Source organism: Aminobacter sp. DSM 101952 (genome assembly GCF_001424795.1).
GTDB lineage: Bacteria > Pseudomonadota > Alphaproteobacteria > Rhizobiales > Rhizobiaceae > Aminobacter > Aminobacter aganoensis.
Window position 1 is genome coordinate 167,774 of record NZ_LMCL01000030.1, and the last position, 19,377, is coordinate 187,150.

At 66.1% G+C, this 19,377-nt stretch carries 17 protein-coding genes; 9 read left to right on the plus strand and 8 right to left on the minus strand.

The genetic code is table 11. From position 1 onward, the window contains the following. Nucleotides 1-70 precede the first annotated feature (70 nt). From ASC75_RS17280 to ASC75_RS17295, 4 genes are all read left to right on the plus strand, one after another. Nucleotides 71-1,093, plus strand: coding sequence for an amidohydrolase family protein (locus ASC75_RS17280; protein WP_055978154.1), 1,023 nt, complete (start codon nt 71-73; stop codon nt 1,091-1,093). Nucleotides 1,094-1,098: 5 nt separating this feature from the next. After that, complete coding sequence (locus tag ASC75_RS17285; protein ID WP_055978155.1) at nt 1,099-1,908, plus strand: iron-sulfur cluster assembly protein; 810 nt, start codon at nt 1,099-1,101, stop codon at nt 1,906-1,908. A gap of 65 nt (nt 1,909-1,973) precedes the next feature. Next, nucleotides 1,974-3,605: a molecular chaperone GroEL gene (locus ASC75_RS17290; protein WP_055978158.1), complete on the plus strand. Its 1,632-nt coding sequence runs from the start codon at nt 1,974-1,976 to the stop codon at nt 3,603-3,605. Nucleotides 3,606-3,723: 118 nt separating this feature from the next. Continuing rightward, nucleotides 3,724-4,413: an MIP family channel protein gene (locus ASC75_RS17295; protein ID WP_055978160.1), complete on the plus strand. Its 690-nt coding sequence runs from the start codon at nt 3,724-3,726 to the stop codon at nt 4,411-4,413. 108 nt (nt 4,414-4,521) lie between these two features. Here ASC75_RS17295 and ASC75_RS17300 read toward each other — a convergent pair whose 3' ends face one another. The 5 genes from ASC75_RS17300 to ASC75_RS17320 all read right to left on the minus strand — a co-directional run bounded on the left by ASC75_RS17300 (nt 4,522) and on the right by ASC75_RS17320 (nt 9,117). After that, nucleotides 4,522-6,585 (minus strand): sigma-54-dependent Fis family transcriptional regulator, encoded by a 2,064-nt coding sequence (locus ASC75_RS17300; protein ID WP_082496644.1) that lies wholly within the window; start codon nt 6,583-6,585, stop codon nt 4,522-4,524. A gap of 69 nt (nt 6,586-6,654) precedes the next feature. Continuing rightward, nucleotides 6,655-7,131 carry a hypothetical protein gene (locus tag ASC75_RS17305; RefSeq protein WP_055978162.1) on the minus strand — a complete coding sequence of 159 codons (477 nt, stop codon included), beginning with the start codon at nt 7,129-7,131 and terminating at the stop codon, nt 6,655-6,657. Between the two features lie 282 nt (nt 7,132-7,413). Then, nucleotides 7,414-8,160 (minus strand): YggS family pyridoxal phosphate-dependent enzyme, encoded by a 747-nt coding sequence (locus ASC75_RS17310; RefSeq protein ID WP_200943465.1) that lies wholly within the window; start codon nt 8,158-8,160, stop codon nt 7,414-7,416. Further along, nucleotides 8,157-8,861, minus strand: coding sequence for a glutamine amidotransferase (locus ASC75_RS17315; protein WP_184117346.1), 705 nt, complete (start codon nt 8,859-8,861; stop codon nt 8,157-8,159). The genes ASC75_RS17310 and ASC75_RS17315 overlap by 4 nt, the downstream gene beginning before the upstream one ends. A gap of 19 nt (nt 8,862-8,880) precedes the next feature. Further along, entirely contained in the window at nt 8,881-9,117 is a 237-nt protein-coding gene (locus ASC75_RS17320; RefSeq protein ID WP_055978166.1) for a thioredoxin, read from the minus strand. 112 nt (nt 9,118-9,229) lie between these two features. Between ASC75_RS17320 and ASC75_RS17325 the strand changes: the two genes are divergently transcribed. After that, nucleotides 9,230-10,678, plus strand: a complete 1,449-nt coding sequence (locus ASC75_RS17325; RefSeq protein ID WP_055978167.1) for a PLP-dependent aminotransferase family protein — start codon at nt 9,230-9,232, stop codon at nt 10,676-10,678. A 72-nt stretch (nt 10,679-10,750) separates the two neighbouring features. On the opposite strand, the gene ASC75_RS17330 is transcribed toward ASC75_RS17325, so the two are convergent. Beyond that, entirely contained in the window at nt 10,751-11,188 is a 438-nt protein-coding gene (locus ASC75_RS17330) for an Lrp/AsnC family transcriptional regulator (protein ID WP_055978169.1), read from the minus strand. A gap of 130 nt (nt 11,189-11,318) precedes the next feature. On the opposite strand from ASC75_RS17330, the gene ASC75_RS17335 reads away from it, so the two are divergent. The 4 genes from ASC75_RS17335 (at nt 11,319) to ASC75_RS17350 (ending at nt 17,027) form a co-directional block, all read left to right on the plus strand. After that, nucleotides 11,319-14,372 carry an aminotransferase class III-fold pyridoxal phosphate-dependent enzyme gene (locus ASC75_RS17335; protein WP_055978171.1) on the plus strand — a complete coding sequence of 1,018 codons (3,054 nt, stop codon included), beginning with the start codon at nt 11,319-11,321 and terminating at the stop codon, nt 14,370-14,372. A 117-nt stretch (nt 14,373-14,489) separates the two neighbouring features. Further along, entirely contained in the window at nt 14,490-15,500 is a 1,011-nt protein-coding gene (locus ASC75_RS17340; RefSeq protein ID WP_055978172.1) for an amino acid ABC transporter substrate-binding protein, read from the plus strand. Between the two features lie 91 nt (nt 15,501-15,591). Continuing rightward, on the plus strand, nt 15,592-16,173 hold the full coding sequence (locus ASC75_RS17345) for an NUDIX domain-containing protein (RefSeq protein ID WP_055978174.1): 582 nt from the start codon (nt 15,592-15,594) through the stop codon (nt 16,171-16,173). Between the two features lie 341 nt (nt 16,174-16,514). Beyond that, nucleotides 16,515-17,027, plus strand: a complete 513-nt coding sequence (locus ASC75_RS17350; protein WP_162244939.1) for a 2'-5' RNA ligase family protein — start codon at nt 16,515-16,517, stop codon at nt 17,025-17,027. Between the two features lie 2 nt (nt 17,028-17,029). Here ASC75_RS17350 and ASC75_RS17355 read toward each other — a convergent pair whose 3' ends face one another. Both ASC75_RS17355 and ASC75_RS17360 read right to left on the minus strand, forming a co-directional pair. Beyond that, nucleotides 17,030-18,475: an amidohydrolase family protein gene (locus ASC75_RS17355; protein ID WP_055978177.1), complete on the minus strand. Its 1,446-nt coding sequence runs from the start codon at nt 18,473-18,475 to the stop codon at nt 17,030-17,032. A gap of 28 nt (nt 18,476-18,503) precedes the next feature. Continuing rightward, nucleotides 18,504-19,193 (minus strand): GntR family transcriptional regulator, encoded by a 690-nt coding sequence (locus ASC75_RS17360; protein WP_055978179.1) that lies wholly within the window; start codon nt 19,191-19,193, stop codon nt 18,504-18,506. Between the last annotated feature and the right edge of the window lie 184 nt (nt 19,194-19,377).

Below are 19,377 nucleotides of genomic sequence, written 5' to 3' on the forward strand. Positions count from 1 at the left end.
AACGCGGCAGACCCGGCGCGCCAGCCATTGGCGCGCCGGCCCGATCAACGCGACTATTGCGGAGGCAGCAATGTTCATTACACCGGAAGGCAAGGAAATCTTCGTCGTCGACGGGCACACCCATTTCTGGGACGGCAGCCCGGAAAACCAGCGCAACATCCACGGCAAGCAGTTCGTCGAGTGCTTCTACGCCTACCATACGGCGCTCAGCCCGAAGGAGCAGCTGTGGGAGAAGAGCAAGTTCGAGAAGTACAGCGCCGACGATCTCTACCGCGACCTGTTCATCGACGGCCCGGACGACGTCGCCATCGTGCAGTCGACCTATCTCAAGGACTTTTACAAGAACGGCTTCAACACCGTCGAGCGCAATTCGGAAATGGCCAAGCGCTATCCCGAGCGCTTCATCGTCAACGGCTCCTTCGATCCGCGCGATGGCCAAAAGGCGCTCGAATACATCCACTTCATGAAGGAGACCTACGACATCAAGGGCGTGAAGATGTACACGGCCGAATGGAACGGTGCCTCCAAGGGATGGCGGCTCAACGACCCCGCGGCCTACAGGTGCTTCGAGCTCTGCGAGAAGCTCGGCATCAAGAACGTCCACGTCCACAAGGGACCGACGATCATCCCGCTCAACAAGGATGCGTTCGACGTCCATGACGTCGACTACGCGGCGACCGATTTCCAGAACCTGAACTGGATCGTCGAGCATTGCGGCCTGCCGCGCCTCGATGATTTCTGCTGGATCGCCGTGCAGGAGACCAACGTCTATGGCGGCCTGGCCGTTGCGTTGCCCTTCATCCACTCGCGCCCGCGCTATTTCGCCGAGGTCATCTCCGAACTGCTGTTCTGGGCCGGCCCGGAAAAGATCCTGTTCGGCTCGGACTACGCGATCTGGACGCCGCGCTGGCTGGTCGAGAAGTTCTGGGCCTTCGAGCTGCCGGAGGACATCAAGCAGGAACGGGGCGTCGACCTTACGCCAGAGATCAAGGAGAAGATCCTTGGCCTGAACGCGGCCCGGCTCTACGACATCGACATCGAGGCCAAGAAGGCGGCCTTCGCTCGGTCTCCGTTCAGCATCGCGGCGGAGTAGGGGCCATGGGAACCGCCGGCGTTTCGATCAGCCGCGAGGAAGAACTCCGGCGGCTTCTCGCACAGGTGAACGATCCTGAACTCGACGAACCCGTCACCGAGATGGGGTTCGTCGAGCGGGCCGAAGTCAGGGGCGACGGCAGCGTGGAGGTCGATTTCCGCCTGCCGACCTACTGGTGCTCGCCCAACTTCGCCTATCTCATGCTCGACGGCATCCGCAAGGCGCTCGACGGGCTCTCGTGGTCGCCGGCCTATCGCGTCTGGCTGCACGACCACATGTTCGCCGAAGAGGTCAATCGCGGCATCGAGGCCGGCAAGACGTTTGGCCAGATCTTCGGCGAGCTTTCCGGCGACCAGGATCTCGAAAGCCTGCGCGAGACCTTCAGGGTGAAGGCCTTCAAGCGGCGCCAGGAGGCGGTGCTGTGCGGCCTGCGGCGGCATGGCCTGACGGATCGGGAAATCCTCGGCATGGACCTGGCGGCGCTCGATGTCGTCCGGTTCGAGCCGGGCGAGGCGGCGAAGCAAATGCCGCGATACCGCGCAGCGCTGCTCGAGCGTTTTCCCGGGCGGCGGCCCGAGGACCCGGTCTTCGTAACATCTGAGGGCGCTGGCATCCCGAACTCGGCACTGGGCGCCTATCTCGCGGAATTGCGCGGGGTTCGCATCAATATGGAGTTCAACGGCGCCTTGTGCCGGGGGCTCAAGCACACGCGATACAAGGAAGCGGATGTCGTCGACGGGGAACCTACCCTTGTCGATTTCATCCTGGATCGGGTTCCGGACAAGGCACGGCCAACCCAAACGCCACTGACCTGAGACAACGGCCTTCCTCGCACGAGGCCCCTAATCAACAAACCGCCCGTAAGGCGGAAGGAGGAGTCATGCCTAAAGTTATGATCCACAATTCCCATGCCCGGCGTGCGCTTGCACGCGGCGTGTTCCAACTCGCTGCCGCTGTCGAGCCGACGCTCGGACCGAAAGGCATGAACGCGATGATCGACAGGCCGATCGGCACGCCGATGGTCACCCGTGACGGCGTCAGCATCGCGTCGGAGATCGAACTCCACGATCGTTTCGAGAACATGGGCGCACAGGTGGTGCGCGAGGTTTCGATGCAGACCAACGAAGTCGCCGGCGATGGCACCACGACCGCGATCGTGCTCGCCAATGCGCTGATCCAGAAGGGCGTCGAGGCCAATGAGCGCGGTGCGAAGTCCGTCGACCTGTGCAAGGGCATCGATCTTGCCGTGACCAGGGTCGTCGACGCGCTGAAGGCTTCGGCCAAGCCGGCCAGGTCCAACGGCAACCTGGCGGCGGTCGCCAACATCGCTGCCACCGACCCCAGGCTGGGCGCGCTGGTGGCAGAGGCCTATGAGCGGGTGGGCGCCGAAGGCGTCATTACCACCGACTTCAGCGTGACGACGGAGACCACCCTCGATGTGGTCGAAGGCATGTCTTTCGACCGCGGCTATCTTTCCCACCACATGGTCACCGACCAGGAGAGGATGGAGGCGGTGCTCGATCGGCCATACATCCTGATGACCGATCTCAAGATCAAGGATCCGGCGGCGCTGGATGCGGTTCGTCGCATCGCCGACGAGGACGGCCGCCCGCTGCTGATCGTGGCGGAAGAAGTGTCGCCGGAGGTGGTGGTCACGCTGCTCGGCAAGAACGGGCCGGGCAAGTATCTCGTCGTCCATCCGCCGGAATACGGTCACTGGCGCAAGGCAATGCTGGAGGATCTCGCGATCCTGACCGGCGGCAAGGTGCTGGCGCGTGATCTTGGGGGGCGTCTCGAAGACATCACCGCCGAAGATCTCGGTACGGCCGAGCGGGTCAAGACCAGCGCAACCTACACCTCGGTCATCCGCGGCGGCGGCGACATCGCCGCCATCGCGGCGCGACGCGCCCAGGTGCAGCGCCAATACGAGGCGGCTCCGCCGAACATCGAGCAGGACAAGCTGCGCGAACGTCTGGCAAAGCTCTCCGGCGGCACGGCCGTGCTCTATGCCGGTGGCGTAACCCCGGTCGAGCAGAAGCGGACCATCCAGCTCATCGAGGATTCCCTGCACGCCGTGCGAGCGGCCTCCGAAGAGGGCGTCGTGGCGGGCGGCGGCTCTGCACTCACGCAGATCGCGCCCGTGCTCGACGAGGTGCTCGCAGGGGTTGAAGGCGATGTCGCCGAGGGCGTGCGCCTGGTCAAGTCGGTGCTGACGCGGCCGCTTTGGCGCATCGTCGCCAATGCCGGCGGCGATCCGGAAGCAGTCGTGGCCGAGGTGTCGCGGGTCAATGGCGGCTACGGCTACAACGCCGCGCTCGGCAAGTTCCAGAACATGTACGAAGCCGGGATCATCGATCCGGTCCGCGTCACCTACACCGCGCTCAAGAACGCCGCGTCGGTCGCCGTGCTCATCCTGACGACGGAAACGCTCGTCGGCGACGTTGCCGAGGAGGAAGACCCGACAGCCGGCCCGGCGCTGGGCGGCGGCGCTGAAAAGCTCGGTCGGGCCTAGGCTCGAGCGAAAGCAAGCGATCATGAGGCCGCGTGTCCTCATGCCGTGAATGGATCCGGATCGGTCGCCCCAACAGAAGAGACGGCCGATCCGGCATATCAACCCCAGGGAGTGGAAAGTGAACAAATACGTCTGCGAATTCATCGGCACCTTCGCGCTGGTCTTCTTCGGCTGCGCGACAATCCTCTTCATGCGCTCGGAGGTCGGGCTGCTTGGCGTGGCGCTGGCCTTCGGCCTGTCGGTCGTGGCGATGGCCTATTCCATCGGCCCGATTTCGGGCGCGCATCTCAACCCCGCCGTCAGCCTTGGCTTTCTGGTCTCCGGGCGCCTCGGCTCGGGGGATTTTGTCGGCTACGTCATTGCCCAGTGCTTCGGCGCGATCGTCGCCGCCGGCGTGCTCTATGTCATCGCGCAGGGCAAGGTCTCCGGCTTTGACGTGGCGGCGAACGGCTTTGCCCAGAACGGCTGGTCAGCCTATTCCGTCGTCTCGGCCTTCCTGTTCGAACTGGTGGCAACGTTCCTGTTCGTCACGGTGATCCTGAACGCCACGTCGCAGGCCGGTTCGGGACCGGTTGCCGGCCTGGCGATCGGACTGACGCTGGTGGCGATCCATCTCGCCGGCATCGTCGTCTCGGGCGCCTCGGTCAATCCGGCTCGTTCGCTCGGACCGGCCCTGTTTGCCGGCGGAGCGGCGATGTCGCAGCTCTGGCTCTACATCGTTGCCCCATGCCTTGGCGCGGCCGCGGCCGGGCTCTTGCTGCGCAATCGCGCCATTCTCGTTGGCGACACTGCCGCGCAAGCTGCCTGAGAGGGGCCGCCTGAGAGTGGCAGCCTGAGAGTGGCGGCCACGCGCCGCCTTTCCCCGCCCCATGGCTCACGGCCATGGGGTTCTTTTTTGCCGACAGGGAAACAACGCTCAGACGAAGCCGCGGCGAATGCCGAACTGATCGAGCTTGCGGTACAGCGTCGGACGCGAAATGCCGAGCCTCTGCGCCACGCGGCTGAGATTGCCGCCCTCGGCCGTCAGCGCGCACAGCACTGCCTGGCGCTCGGCGTCCTCGAAACTGATGATCGGTGCTGCGGTTGATTCAGCGATCTTCGCGGGCATTTCAGGCTTCGCCGGCGAAGCGATCTCTTCGGGCAGGTCTGTAGCCTCCACCATGTTGCCATGCGAAAGTACATGCAGCCGTTCGACCAGGTTGCGCAGCTCGCGGACGTTGCCGGGCCATTGATAGGCTTGCAACGCCTCAAGGGCAGGGTCGGAGAATTCCAGGAGCGTGCCGCCGATCCGGCCGGCGATCTTGCGATTGAAGTGCTCGAGCAGCAATTGCCAGTCGTCGCCGCGTTCGCGTAGCGGCGGCACATGGATGGATACGGTGCCGATGCGGTAGTAGAGGTCACGCCGGAAGCGGCCGGCGGCAACCTCCTGCTTGAGATCGCGATTTGTCGAGGCGATCAGGCGCACGTCCACCGGGCGGCCACGGCTGTCGCCGAGGCGATGGACGACCCGCTCCTCCAGGACGCGCAGCAGGAAGGGCTGGATCTCCAGCGGCATCTCGCCGATCTCGTCGAGGCTGAGCACGCCGCCATTGGCCAGCTCGAAGACGCCCGGCTTGCCCTCGCGGCTGGCGCCGGTGAAGGCGCCGGCGACGTGGCCGAACAATTCGCTGCCGAACAGCTCTCTTGTTATGGCACCGCAGTTCAGGGCCACGAACGGGTCGCTGGGTGCACGCCGGCTGCCGGCGTGGACCAGGCGCGCGAACAGCTCCTTGCCGACACCGGTCTCGCCCTCGATCAGCACCGAGGTGACTTCCTTCGATTGCGCAACGCGGCATGCGACGTCGATGGCCGCCAACAGCGCTTCGCTGTCCCCGACGATTTCTGCCGCGGCTTCGGCCAGGTGAGGTGTCGCCGGCCGTGAGGGGTATGTACGACGCGCAACCCTGCCCGATGGAAATACCAGGGCTGCGCCGCGAAGATCGCCGTCGAGATTGAGCGGGCTGATGTTACAGGCCTGCAGGCCCTGGGGCAGGGCGTTTGCCAGTGCGGCGACGGTGTCCGCCTCTGGAAACTGAAGGCGCCAGCCCCGGCCTTGCGGCAACTGGTCGTCGAGCGGATTGCCCGCGGCGTAATCCGGCAGGTTGTTGCAATAGATCGGGCGGCCGCGCCGGTCGACGATCATCAGGCCGTCTGTGCGGCGGTAGTGCGGAGCGGACGCGATGAACACCTCGAGCAGCCGCGTGCGCTCGGCATTCTGATGGTCGGCAAGCGCTTTTTCGATTTCGCGCGCGGCCGCCGTGACAAGCGCCGTGTTGTGGGGGCGGAAGATGTCGGGATGGCCGGAAAGGTCGACCACGCCGATGATCGTCCCGTCATAGGGGTCGCGGATCGGCGAGCCGGCACATGTCCACGACTTGATGCCTGCGCAAAAGTGCTCGGCGGCATGAACGAAGACGGGCTCGCCCGTCCACAGCGCCGTGCCGATGCCGTTGGTGCCGACCACGTCCTCGGTCCATTTGCCGCCAATGGCGAGATGGATATCCATGCCGTCGTGGATGGTCTTCTTGTCGCCGATGGCGTCGATCAGCATCCCTTCGCCGTCGGCCAGCACCAGCATCGCGCCGGTGCCGTCAAGGAGGCGCCCGATGGTGGCGAACGATCGGCGCGCGGCCGCGAGCAGGTCGTTGTTGGCGCGGGTGAGATATTCGATCTCGTCCTTGCCGCTGTTGATGGGGGCTTCGCCTTGCTGGGCGTTGATGCCGCCGATGGCGCAACGGCTCCAGGAATCGTGGATCAGCGAACGAACGGGGAAGCGGTGGCTTGTGTCGCCGGTTTCGCCCGACAGCAACGTCTCCCAGGCGCGCATCGTGATGCGCTCGTCATAGTCCGCGCTGGCCGGGACCATCTTTCCCGCAACCGGCCTTGAGCGCGACGGACGGGCAGCGACCTGGATTTCGTCTTGGCCGATCTCTTTTGTCATCCAGCTGTTACATCAAGTTCCTGGTTGTTGTTTGACCATATGGCTTGGCACATGCCGTCGAAGAGTCCGCTATCCGGCAAATCCCAATCTCGCACCGATGGCGACAGCAAGTTGTTCTTCGCTTCCGCTGGCCTCGATCGTCGTGCCGTCGAGTTCGAACAGCGCCTCGGCTATCGCCTCGTTGACCGGCGAAAAGAATCCATTGGCGCGCGTGGCGAGCACGAACACGTCCAGGCCGTTCTTGCTTCGAATCTCGCCAATGTGATGAAGCTGCTTGCCGCAGTTCTGGTCGACGATGACGACGCGCCCGTTGAGGCTGATCCGCACGTGCGGATCAGGCTCTGCCGCAGGCGAGCCCGCGGTGACCTGATGGAAGATCAGGCCCTGGGCCTTGGGCGCCTCGCGCGGAGCCTTGCGGGCGGAATAGGCACCGGAACTGATCTGGTCGGCAAGGCGCGTTATCGTGGCGCGGTTCTGCTCGACCAATCGCTTGATCTGCACATCCTCGCGCCGCGGGCCGTCCCGCTTGGAAATGATGTCGACCATGAACCCTCCCAGATTCGTCGGTCTGTGACGCTGGCTGTGCCGGCGTTCGTTCCTCCGTCGCAGAGCGTACAGCAATTGAAACAGCTCTGCCAGAAGCGACTAATACATCCGAACGGCACCTGGGAGGTGGTAGAGGGCTGCCGCAGCGCGGCGACGTGGAAGCGTGATCGCTACGACGAACGAAGATTGCCTGGGCGCGCCCTCTCGTCGCCAGGCCGAAACGTCCCTTGGTCAGTCCCGGCACGGGCGGGCCGGATGTGCGTCGATCGCAGCCGGGAGAGGTCAGCTTCCCCCGGCCGTCATGGCCAGGTCCGGCCAGTAGTAGGAATCGGGCAGGGGCCGTGGGCCGAACACCGCCTGGCCCACCCGCACGATGGTCGCCCCTTCCTCGATGGCCACCTCGTAGTCGCCCGACATGCCCATCGAAAGTCCGGCGAGTGCCGCGCCCTGCGGCGCGTCGAGCACCGCCTTGTCGCGGATTGAGCGCAGCACGCGGAAGCAGCGCCGCACCTCGGCCACATCCGGCGTGAACCGCGCCAGCGTCATGAAGCCGCGCGGGCGCAGGGCGTCGAACGCCTGCAACGCCTTCAGGAACGCCGGCACCTCGTCAGGCGCGAGCCCATATTTGCTTGCCTCGTTCGAGGTATTGACCTGCACCAGCACGTCGAGGCCCTGGCCGAGATGCTGCAGGCGCTTCTCCAGCGCGGTCGCCAGCGACAGCCGGTCGAGCGACTGCACTTCCGCGGCGAAGCGCAGCACGTCCTTGACCTTGTTGCTCTGCAGATGGCCGATCATGCTCCAGCGGATCGTCTCGCCGGCAAGCCCGTCGGCCTTGCGCCGGCCTTCCTGCACCTTGTTCTCGCCGAGGTCGATCTGGCCGGCGCGGACGGCCTGGCGGACGCGTTCGGCCGCCACCGTCTTGGTCACCAGCACCAGCCGCACGGCCTCGGCCGTGCGTCCGGACCGCTCGGCCGCTTCGCCGATCTTGTTGCGCACCGTTGCCAGATTGGCGGCGACGTCGCCGCTCATGGCTCGAGCCCTTCGAGCCATTCGCCGAACATCGCCCGGCCTGCCTCGCGCAGGCGCGCGCCGTGGCGTATCGCGTCCGCCCGGATCGCGCGTGGGTCGATGCCGGCGGTGGACAGTTCGGTGGCATGGCCGACGAGCCAGGGTTCCAGGCCGTTGCAGGCCTCGGCCTCGGGATGGAACTGCACGCCCAGCAAGTTGCGCCCGACAGCGAACGCCTGTTGGCCGCACAGCTGCGTCGAAGCCAGGTTCTCGGCCCCTTCTGGGATCTCGAAGGCGTCGCCGTGCCAGTGCAGCACCGGGACGCCGTCGAGATGGCGCAACGGGCTTGCCCAGCCGCTGCTGCTCAGCGTCAGCGGCGAAAAGCCGATTTCCTTGACGCCGGTCGGCGCCACCTTGGCCCCCAGCGTCGCCGCCATCTGCTGCGCGCCGAGGCAGATGCCGAAGGTCGGCCGGCCGGCGGCGAGGCGGCGCGACAGCAGCGCCCGCTCCCAGGCCAGGAACGGATAGGCGTCGTCGTCATAGACGCCGACCGGACCGCCGAGCACGACCAGCAGGTCCGGCTGCACGGGGTCGAGCATCGACAGCGAGTCGACCCCGACGTCGTGGTAGTGAAGCTTGTAGCCCGCGCCCGCCAGTACGGCTTCGAACGTGCCCAGGTTCTCGAAGTGGATATGCCGTATGGCGATCGCGGACTTCAGCATGCCAGTCTCCGTCGGCCGCTCAGCGCAGGGCCGAGAGGTCGGCGCCGTGGTTGATGTGATAGACGGCGCCGCCGATGACGAAGGCCGGAACCGACTTGACCCCGGCCGCCTCGGCCTCGCCGAGCCGCGCCTTGTCCTCGCCGAGATGAACGATCTCGACCTTGTAGCGCGCGCCGTCGAGCGCCGAGGCGAACTGCTGCTCGGCATCGACGCAGACGGAGCATCCGGCATGATAGAAAACGGCTTTCTCGGCCATGACCTTGTCCTTTCGATCTCGGTGCCGCGGGATTGCAGCAACCTCGTCTTCATGCGATAGGCCTTGTCCGGCCTAGTCAACAGGTCCGGTTTGAAGAAAATGGGTAGGCCGGATGGCGGGGCGAAAGGACATTGCGATCGAGCTCGGGCCTGACACGGGCCAGCCGGTCTTTCTCGCCCTCGCTGCCGCGATCATCGCCGAGATCGAACGCGGCAGGCTCAAGCCGGGCGATCCCTTGCCGGGCACGCGGGCGCTGGCGAAGAACCTCAGGCTCAACCGCAACACGGTCGATGCCGCCTATCACGAGCTGACCATGCAGGGCTGGCTCGCCACCGAGCCATCGCGCGGCACCTTCGTCGCGCACGACCTGCCCGATTTCGGCATGGCGCCGGCGCGCCCCGCTCGACCATCGGCAGCATCGCCCGCCGCCGTCCCGGCGCGAAAGCCGATGCTGAACCTGTCGGACGGCGCCCCCGATGCCCGTCTCATGCCGGCGGCCGAGTTCGCCAGGGCCTTTCGCAATGCCCTTGCCGGGCCGTCCTTCCTGACCGCCTGCGCCTATGGCGATCCGCGCGGCAGCCCGCAACTGCGCGAGGCGCTCGCCGCCTACCTCAAGGAAGAGCGCGGGCTGACGGCCGCCCCCGACGACATCCTCGTCACCCGCGGCAGCCAGATGGCGCTGTTCCTGGCGGCGTCGGCGATGCTGTCGCCGGGCCAGGCCATTGCCGTCGAGACACCCGGCTATCCGCTCGCCTGGGCGGCCTTCCGCGCCGCCGGCGCCCGCGTGCTCGGCGTGCCGGTCGACGGCGGCGGCCTCGACATCGACGCCCTCGAACGCCTCGCCGAACGGGAGCGGGGGCTGAAGGCCGTCTACCTCACGCCGCATCACCAGTATCCCACGACGGTGACGCTCGGCGCGGCGCGCCGGCTCCGCCTTCTCGACCTTGCCCGCCGCTTCGGGCTGGCGATCATCGAGGACGACTACGATCACGAATACCGCTTCGACGGCAGGCCGGTCCTGCCGATGGCGGCGCGGGCGACGCCCGACCAGCGCGTCGTCTACATCGGCTCGCTGTCCAAGCTGCTCGCACCGGGCATCCGCGTCGGCTACGCCGTTGCCGAGCGCGGCCTGCTCCAGCGCATGGCCGACCGCCGCGAAGCCGTCGACCGACAGGGCGACCTGCCGCTGGAGAACGCCATTGCCGGGCTGATCTCGGACGGCGCCTTGCGCCGCCATGCCCGCAAGGCCCGCCGCATCTACCAGCAACGCCGCGACCATCTGGCCGGCTTGCTGGCCGAACGTTTCGGCGACGTCGCATCCTTCGCCTTGCCGGCCGGTGGGCTGGCGATCTGGTTGCAACTGCACGGGCCGCTGAGCGCCGAGACCTGGGCAGCACGCGCCGGGGGCCTGGGCCTGTCCATCCTGCCGGGCGTTCGCTTCGCGCTTGATGCCGCGCACCCGTCCGAAGCCTTCCGCCTCGGCTTTGCCAGCCTCGACGAGGCCGAGCACGTCAAGGCGATCGAACTCATGGCCCGGGGCAAGCCCTGGGGCAATCCTTGAGATCGATGCCGCCGGGAATGGCGCAAGAACAGGAAGACGGAGCGTTTTCGCGGAAACGCTCCGTCAGGCGCTTCATTCCAGCCGCTCGATGTCCCGGCGCAGCACGATCAGCGTCGTCAGGTCTTGCACGCTTTGATGCGTGGCGATGATGTCGCGCAGCGTGTTCAGCCTGTCGATAGACGGCACCTCCACCTCGACGATCAGGTCCAACTGGCCGGTGACCGACGACACCCGCCGCACTTCCGAATAGCGCGCCAGCTGGTCGAGCACGCCCATAGATGGCGTCGAGACCAGCGTCACCATCAGGAAGGCCGAGACCAGCCCGCGGTCCATCTGGCCGATATCGGCGCGATAGCCGCGGATGACGCCGCTCGTTTCCAGCATCGCCACGCGTTCGGTGGTGGCACTTCGAGACAGCCCGATGCGTGCCGCCAGCGCCTTCATCGGGATGCGGGCCTCCTTCGTCAGGATGCCGAGAATGTCCCTGTCCTTGGCGTCGAGTTCCTTCATCGTTCGCTTCCGTCGGCCGCCGTGAATGTGCCGGTCAATGCACGCGAAGTGCCGGTGCAACCGTCACATTGCCGGATGCCTCATTTTTAAGCCCGTGCCAAGCTCCGGCATCAGAAATCCTGGATTGCCGATGACCGACGTCAACCACCCCGCACCGCAATTCTCCCGCGAAGAGGCGGCGGCACTCGCCGCCGGCCATTTCGGCGTCGGCGGCGTCGCAACCCCGCTCGACAGCGAGCGCGATCAGAATTTCAGGCTGATGTCGGCAGAGGGCGACTGGATCTTCAAGATCGTCAACGCGTCCGAACCGCGCCATGAAAGCGAGTTCCAGGCGGCTTTGCTCGACCATCTCGCCCGTTCTGGGGCCGATGTCGCCGTACCGGGCCTGAAGAAGACCGCCGGCGGCGAAGCGCTCGCCCATGCATTGGCGTCCAACGGCGGCCGGCATGCGCTGCGCCTCGTCTCCTGGCTGCCCGGCCTGCCGCTGGCCGAAGCCGCGCGGACCCCGACGCTGCTCGAAAATCTTGGCCGCGGCCTTGGCAAGCTCGATCGTGCCCTGCAAGGCTTCATCCACCCTGGCGCGCTCAGGAGCTTCGACTGGGACATTCGCCAGGCCGGCGCCGTTCGCGGCCGTCTCGCCCATATCGCCGACGATGCCGACCGCGCTTTGCTCGAACGGTTCCTCGAACGCTTCGACCGTGAGGTCGCACCGAGGCTGCCGTCGCTGCGCGCCCAGGTCATCCACAACGACGCCAACGACTGGAACGTGCTGGTCGACGAGAACGACCATGGCCGCATCGCCGGCATCATCGATTTCGGCGACGCGCTCCATTCGCCTCTGATTGCCGAAGTCGCGGTGGCCTGCGCCTATTCCATCCTCGACGTCGAGGATCCCATTGGTGCCGCCGCCGCACTCGCCGCCGGCTTCCATGCCGAGTTCCCGCTGCGCGAGGAGGAAGTCGACCTTCTGTTCGACCTCATCGTCGCGCGCCTCGTCATCTCCGTCTCGCTCTCGGCGGTGCGCAAGGCGCAGGTCGGCGACAATCCTTATCTCGCCATCTCGGAGGCCCCGGCCTGGCGCCTGCTTCGTCGCCTCGATGCCATGAACCGGCGCTTCGCCACCGCCATCCTGCGCCATGCCTGCGGCTTCGACGCGGCACCCGGGGCGAAGGCCGTCACCGCCTGGATCGAGGTCAACCGCAAGAGCTTTGCGCCCGTGCTTGACCGCCATCCGGCGACGCTCGCCAAGGCGCTGGTGCCCTATGGCGATCCGGCCCATCCGATGACCGTTACCTCGGCGGGCCGTGAACCCGACAAGGCCACCGCCTGGTGGGATGCCTGGTGCGCAGACAACGGCATCGTGCTCGGCATCGGCCCGTGGGGTGAAGCGCGCACCGTCTACACCTCCGACATTTTCTGGTCGCGCTTCGTCGAGGGCGCCCGCCGCGTCCACCATCTCGGGCTCGACCTGTTCATGCCGGCTGGCAGCAGGGTCTACACCCCGCTCGCCGCAACCGTGAAAAGCGTCGAGATCGAGGACGACCCGCTCGGCTATGGCTGTCTGGTCGCGCTCGAGCACGCACCCCAGGGCTGCCCGCCCTTCGTCACGCTCTGGGGCCACATGGCGCATGAAGCGATGTCACGCCTCAAGCCCGGACAAAGGCTCGAAGCCGGCGCGCTCGTCGGTGCTATGGGTGCGCCCGCCGAAAACGGCGGCTGGGCGCCGCATCTGCATTTCCAGATTTCCACCGACCCGGATCTCGCTGCCCGCGACATCCTCGGCGTCGGCGAGGCGCGCTATCTCGACGTCTGGGCCGAGCTGTTCCCGGATGCAGCGACGCTGGCCGGCATCCCGCCCGAGACCTTACGCCAGACCGGCCGCACCCGCCCCGAAATCGTCGCCGCGCGGAAAACCTCGCTGCTGCCCAACCTGTCGATCTCCTATTCCCAGCCGATCAAGTTCGTGCGTGGCGAGGGCGCCTGGCTGATCGACGACCGGGGCCGCGCTTATCTCGACTGCTTCAACAATGTCTGCCACCTCGGCCACGCCCATCCCGATGTCGTCGAGGCCATCGCCACCCAGGCGGCGAAGCTCAACACCAACACGCGCTACCTGCATGACGCCATCGTCACCTATGCCGAGCGGCTGACCGCGACCTTGCCCGAGGGCCTGTCGGTCGCTTCCTTCGCCTGCTCGGGCAGCGAGGCCAATTCGCTGGCGCTGCGCATGTCGCGCACCCTCACAGGCAGCAACGACGCGCTGGTGCTCGACTGGGCCTATCACGGCACCACCCAGGAGTTGATCGACCTCAGCCCCTACAAATACAAGCGCAAGGGCGGCAAGGGCCGGCCGGCGCATGTCTTCGAGGCGACCATTCCCGACAGCTACCGCGCGCCGTCGGACTGGCCGGCAGAGCAGCATGCAAAACGCTTCGCCGAAAGCATCGCCGGGCAGATCGAAACGATGCGCAAGCAAGGCCGCGCGCCGGCCTTCTTCATCGCTGAATCCATCCCCAGCGTCGCCGGCCAGGTCTTTCTCCCCGAGGGCTATCTCAAGGAAGTCTACGCCATGGTCCGCGCCGCCGGCGGCTTCTGCATCGCCGACGAGGTGCAGGTTGGTTTCGGCCGTGTCGGCAGCCACTGGTGGGCCTTCGAGACGCAGGGCGTCGTCCCTGACATCGTCACCATGGGCAAGCCCATCGGCAATGGCCACCCGATGTCGGCGCTGGTCACCACGCGCGACATCGCCGACCGCTTCAACAACGGCATGGAGTATTTCAACACCTTCGGTGGCAACCCGGTGTCCTGTGCTGCGGGCCTCGCCGTGCTCGACGTCATCGAGCGCGACCGCCTGCGCGACAACGCCGCCGATGTCGGCGCCTATCTCGTCGGGCGCTTTCGCGACATGCAGACGCGCTACGAGGTCATCGGCGACGTCAGGGGCATGGGCCTGTTCCTCGGCATCGAGCTGGTCACCGACCGCAGGACCAGGGAGCCGGCCACCGCCTTCGCCCGCAAGGTCAATGACGGGGCGCGCGCTCGCGGCGTGCTCATCGGCACCGAAGGCCCGCACGACAACGTGCTCAAGATGCGCCCGCCGATGATCTTCACCAGGCGCGATGCCGATCATCTGGTCGGCGTTCTCGAAGAGACCTTTGCTGCCGTGGAGGCCGGCGGGGCGTAACTGAAAACCCGCGCGGCTGTCGCGCGGCGGCATTCGACACGGCGAATTTCAAGGACTTCCGGCGCCCGGCGCCGGCGGCACGAAGAGGCTTTGCCTCAAAACAAGGGAGGAGCAACCATGAAACATCTGATCTCAGCACTTCTGCTCGGCACGGCAGCACTTGCCACGCCGGCAAAGGCCGACACGCTCGACATCGTCAAGCAGCGCGGCACCGTCACCTGCGGCGTCAGCCAGGGCGTCGCCGGCTTCTCGGCGCCCGACGATGCCGGCAAGTGGTCGGGCTTCGACATTGACGTCTGCCGCGCGGTGGCCGCAGCCGTCCTCGGCGACGCCGACAAGGTCAGCTACGTGCCGCTGTCGACCAAGGAGCGCTTCACCGCGGTCCAGTCGGGCGCCGTCGACCTGTTGTCGCGCCAGACCACCTGGACGCTGTCGCGCGACGCGAGCCTCGGCCTGCGCTTCGCCGGCACCGCCTATTATGACGGGCAGGGCTTCATGATCCGCAAGGACCTCGGCGTCGACAGCGCGCTCAAACTCGATGGCGCCACCGTCTGCACCGAGCAGGGCACCACGACCGAGCAGAACGTCGCCGACTATTTCTCCGCCAACAAGCTGAAATACGAGCCCGTCGTCATCGATTCCGCCGACGGCATCATCAAGGCTTTCGACACCGGCCGTTGCGACGTCTACACCACGGATGCCTCGGCACTCTACGCCCAGCGCCTCAAACTCACCGACCCCGCCGCCTACACAGTGCTGCCCGAGATCATCTCCAAGGAGCCGCTCGGCCCTGCCGTGCGCCAGGGCGACGACAAGTGGTTCAGCATCGTCCGCTGGACGCTGTTCGCGCTGATCGAGGCCGAAGAACTCGGCATCACCAGGGACAATGCCGAAGCCGGCCTCACCTCGGCCAACCCGGCCGTCAAGCGCTTCCTCGGCGCTGAAGGCGACAGCGGCCAGCAACTCGGCCTTGACCCGCGCTGGGCCTACAACGTTATCTCCAAGGTCGGCAATTACGGCGAGATCTTCGAGCGCAATCTCGGCCAGTCGAGCGACCTCAAGATCGATCGCGGCATCAACGCCCAGTGGAACGCCGGCGGCCTGATGTACGCTCCTCCGGTGCGTTGAGGCTCACCATGCGGGGTCGCGCTCCGGCGTGGCCCCGCCTATTCTGGCGCCCGCGAATCTCCGGCCGAGTGGCCCGCATTGAAGGTGTCAGATGAGCATTGCCGACCGCATCCGTGTCCAGGACGTCACCACCCTTTCCGACGACTGGTACGTCCTCAAGAAGACCACCTTCGCTTGCCGCCGCGGCGACGGCGAATGGCAGGTCCAGAGCCGCGAGACCTACGATCGCGGCAACGGCGCCACCATCCTGCTTTATGATCCCGCGCGCCGCACCGTCGTGCTGGTAAGGCAGTTCCGTTACCCCGCCTTCGTCACCGGCTACGACGACATGCTGATCGAGACGCCCGCCGGCCTGCTTGACGACGCAGCACCCGAGGAGCGCATCCGCGCCGAGGTCGAGGAAGAAACCGGCTTCCGCATCCACCATGTCCGCCGCGTCTTCGAAGCCTTCATGAGCCCCGGCGCCGTCACCGAGAAGATCTATTTCTTCGTCGGCGAGTACGAGCCGGCCGATCGCGTCTCAGCCGGCGGCGGCCATGCGGGCGAGGGCGAGGACATCGAGGTGCTGGAGATCGGCATCGACGAGGCGCTGGCCATGATCGCCGACGGTCGCATCTGCGACGGCAAGACCATCATGCTGCTGCAATACGCAGCGCTGCATCTGTTGCGCTAAACGAACGTATTCTTCCGACTGTTGCGCCGAGCACGACCTTATGACCGCTCGGCGCCGCCGCGCCGACGGATAATGCGGTACCGATATCTCGTGCCGGTCCGACGCAATGCGCGTGGTGCACCCCAAACCGTCTCCTGCTGGCTGGTGGAGGTCCAGCATAGGTCCACCGCGGGTGAACGCTGGCCAGCATTGCCGGTCTAGGAAAATAAACTTGCTATGTTCTTTCTTTGTTCTTTGAATGGAAGGGCATGTCGGATCAACTGCAGTTCGACTTCGGAGTAACCGCACTCGGTTTGCGACCGCGGGTTCACGGGGCGAAGCGTTCGAGGGTGGAGCGGGACATGCTCATGTTCCGTTTGCACCCCGGTTGGTGTCAAGCGATGGGGGCCATAGTCGATGCCACGCGTCGCGTTCATGGTCTCACCGGCCAGCCGATCGAACCAGGCGGTCTGCATGTTTCGCTGACGGGGTTTGGCGATTGCAGGGAGATCGAAGAAGTCATCGTGCGGGCGGTGGTGGCCGCTGCCGCCAATGTCAGGATGCCGCCTTTCGACCTTGTTTTCGACCGCATCGTGAGTTTCCGGAATGGGGGGCCGCTCGTCCTGCTGTGCGGTGCGGGCGTCAATCTCGTGATCGATCTCGAACGGCGGATCAACGGTGTGTTGAACGATGCCGGGCTCAGGCTTCGCCGCCGCGCGAGCTTTGTGCCTCATTGCACGGTGCTGTACGACAAGAGACTGGTCCCGGAGATGCCTCTCGACCGGCCCATCACTGTACGGGTCGCGGAGTTTCATCTTTTGCGCAGCAAGTTCGGCGACCGACAAAGCGTCGGCCGCTGGCCCTTGCTCGGGTGAGGTCAGATCGGCAGCGGCTGCCGTGCGTTGCGCCAGAATTCCTGCGGCTCTTCGAGCAGGTGCGTCAGGCCGACGCGCTCGAAGGCGAGCGCTGCCTGTTCCGCCGCGTCGGCGAGGATGTCGTCGGCGTCGAGATGATCTGTCCTGCGCCCGCGCATCAGCACCTTGCCGTTGACGATGACGGTGTCGACATCGGCGGCATTGGCGAAATGGGCGATGCGCGTCACCGGCATGACCGGCGGGTAGAGATGCGGCTTGCGCATGTCGACCAGCACGATGTCGGCCTTCTTGCCGATTTCCAGCGAGCCGAGCTCGCTCTCCAGTCCCATTGCCTTCGCCGCGTCGATGGTCGCCATCTCCAGCGTCTTGCCGGGCGGCAGATAGGCCGGGTCGCGGAAGTGGCGGCGGTGATAGTGCATGCACTGCGCCATGTGGCGGAACATGTCGTAGCCGCGGTCAGGCGCAGCCGCGTCCGAGCCGAGGCAGACATTGACCCCGGCCTCGATCAGCTCCGGCACCGGGCAGCGGCCATAGACCGACATGATCGCGGAAGGGTTGTGGATGATCGAGGCGCCCGTTTCCCTGAGTGCGGCGAAATCGTCCTCGGTAAGGTCGACGCTGTGGCCCAGCAGTGCGAACTCACCGAGGACGCCAAGATCGCGCGCCAGCGCGATCGAGCCGTCGCGGTGGCCGTCCTGGGTGAACAGCACGCCCTTGCGACGGCGCAGATCCATGATTGCCTCGCCCATCTCGACCACTTGCCGGCGGGCGTCGGCATTCGCCACCTGGGCGGCATAATAGACCGGCATCACCAGGCAAACGCCGGTGCCGCGGCCAGGCAGGTCGTTCCAGCGGTCGATCAGGATTTCGCTGACCTCCAGCTGGCGTTCGAACGACACCGTCACGTCCTTCGCCTGTCCGGCGTCGGAAAAATGGCGATAGCTGCGCGGGAAGGGCGGCCGGCCCGGGCCGACCGCCATGAAGGTGCGCAGGCCGGATTCGGCGGTCGCCCCGCTATGGGCGTCGCCGAAGGCCGGATCGTCGGTGCGGTAGATGTCGGCGCCGCCGCCGAGCAGCGTCATCGCCGTGGTGATGCCGCCGCGCAGGCGCTCGAGCTGGGTCATCCGCGCTTCGGCACGCCAGAAGGCGGGCGTCGAGCCGCGCGCATAGATCTCCTCGCAGGCCTCGAACCAGGTGTCGACGCCGGCGCCGGCATTGCGCACCAGCCCGTGGCCGGCATGCGAGTGGCTGTCGATCAGCCCCGGCATCGCCACCATGCCGGTGCCGTCGATGCTGTCCCTGGCATCTGTCGGCGCGGCATCGCCGGCGGTGCCGATGGCGCTGATGCGGTCGCCGGTGACGGCCAGCCAGCCGCCCTCGATCACCCGGCGGTCCCGGTCGATGGTCACGATGGTTGCGTTGCGCACGAGGATGTCGGGCTGCGCCATGTCGTCTGCTTTCCGAGTTGCCGGCGGCTCAAAGGCCGAGAATGTCTTCCAGGTCGCGCGCGGTGACGCGGTCGCTTTCAAGGTCGAGCTGGTTTTCGATATGGGCGAGGTGGTGGTGCATGACGGCCAGCGCCTTCCTGGCATCGCGCGCGGTGATGCTGGCAACGATGTCGGCATGCTCGTCGGGACCGCAGTTCAGCACGTCCTTCTGCTGGTACATCGCCATGATCAGCGATGTCCGCGAGACAAGGTCGCGCAGCAGGCTGGCCAGGATCTGCGACTGCGCCAGCTCGGCGATCAGCATGTGGAACGCGCCCGACAGCCTGATCGCGCCGGCGACATCGCCGCCCTGGTGGGCCTTGCGCTCGGCCTCGACATGCTGGCCCAGCCGCGCGATGCCCTCGGCGTCGATCGTCGCGCACAGCCGCTCGACCAGGCGCTCTTCGATGGTGCGGCGGGCGAAGAAGACATCGCGGGCCTCTTCGATCGATGGTTTGGATACAAAAGCGCCGCGATTTGGAACCAATGTGATGAGGCCGTCGCGCGCCAGATTCTGCAGGACCTGTCGAATGCGCGCCCGGCTGGCACTGAAGATGTCGGCGAGCTGCTCTTCCTTCAGCCGCGTGCCTGGGCCGATCTGCCGCTCGGCGATCGCATTCCAGATTTTCTCGTAGATGTCTTGATCGGTGGCATGTCGCTTGCCGGCTTCAATGTCCATCCGCTCCTCCTCCCGCCGGGTCCGAACATGCGACCCGCAACCTATTCAATCTCAAAAAGACAGGAAGTCAACAAATTTGTCGACATAGATTGTTGACAATAATTGGATACGATGTCAGCGTGAAATGGATGGAGCCCAAAGGCGCCCTGCAAACGAAACGGCGCGGGTCCATAGGTTCTGTAAC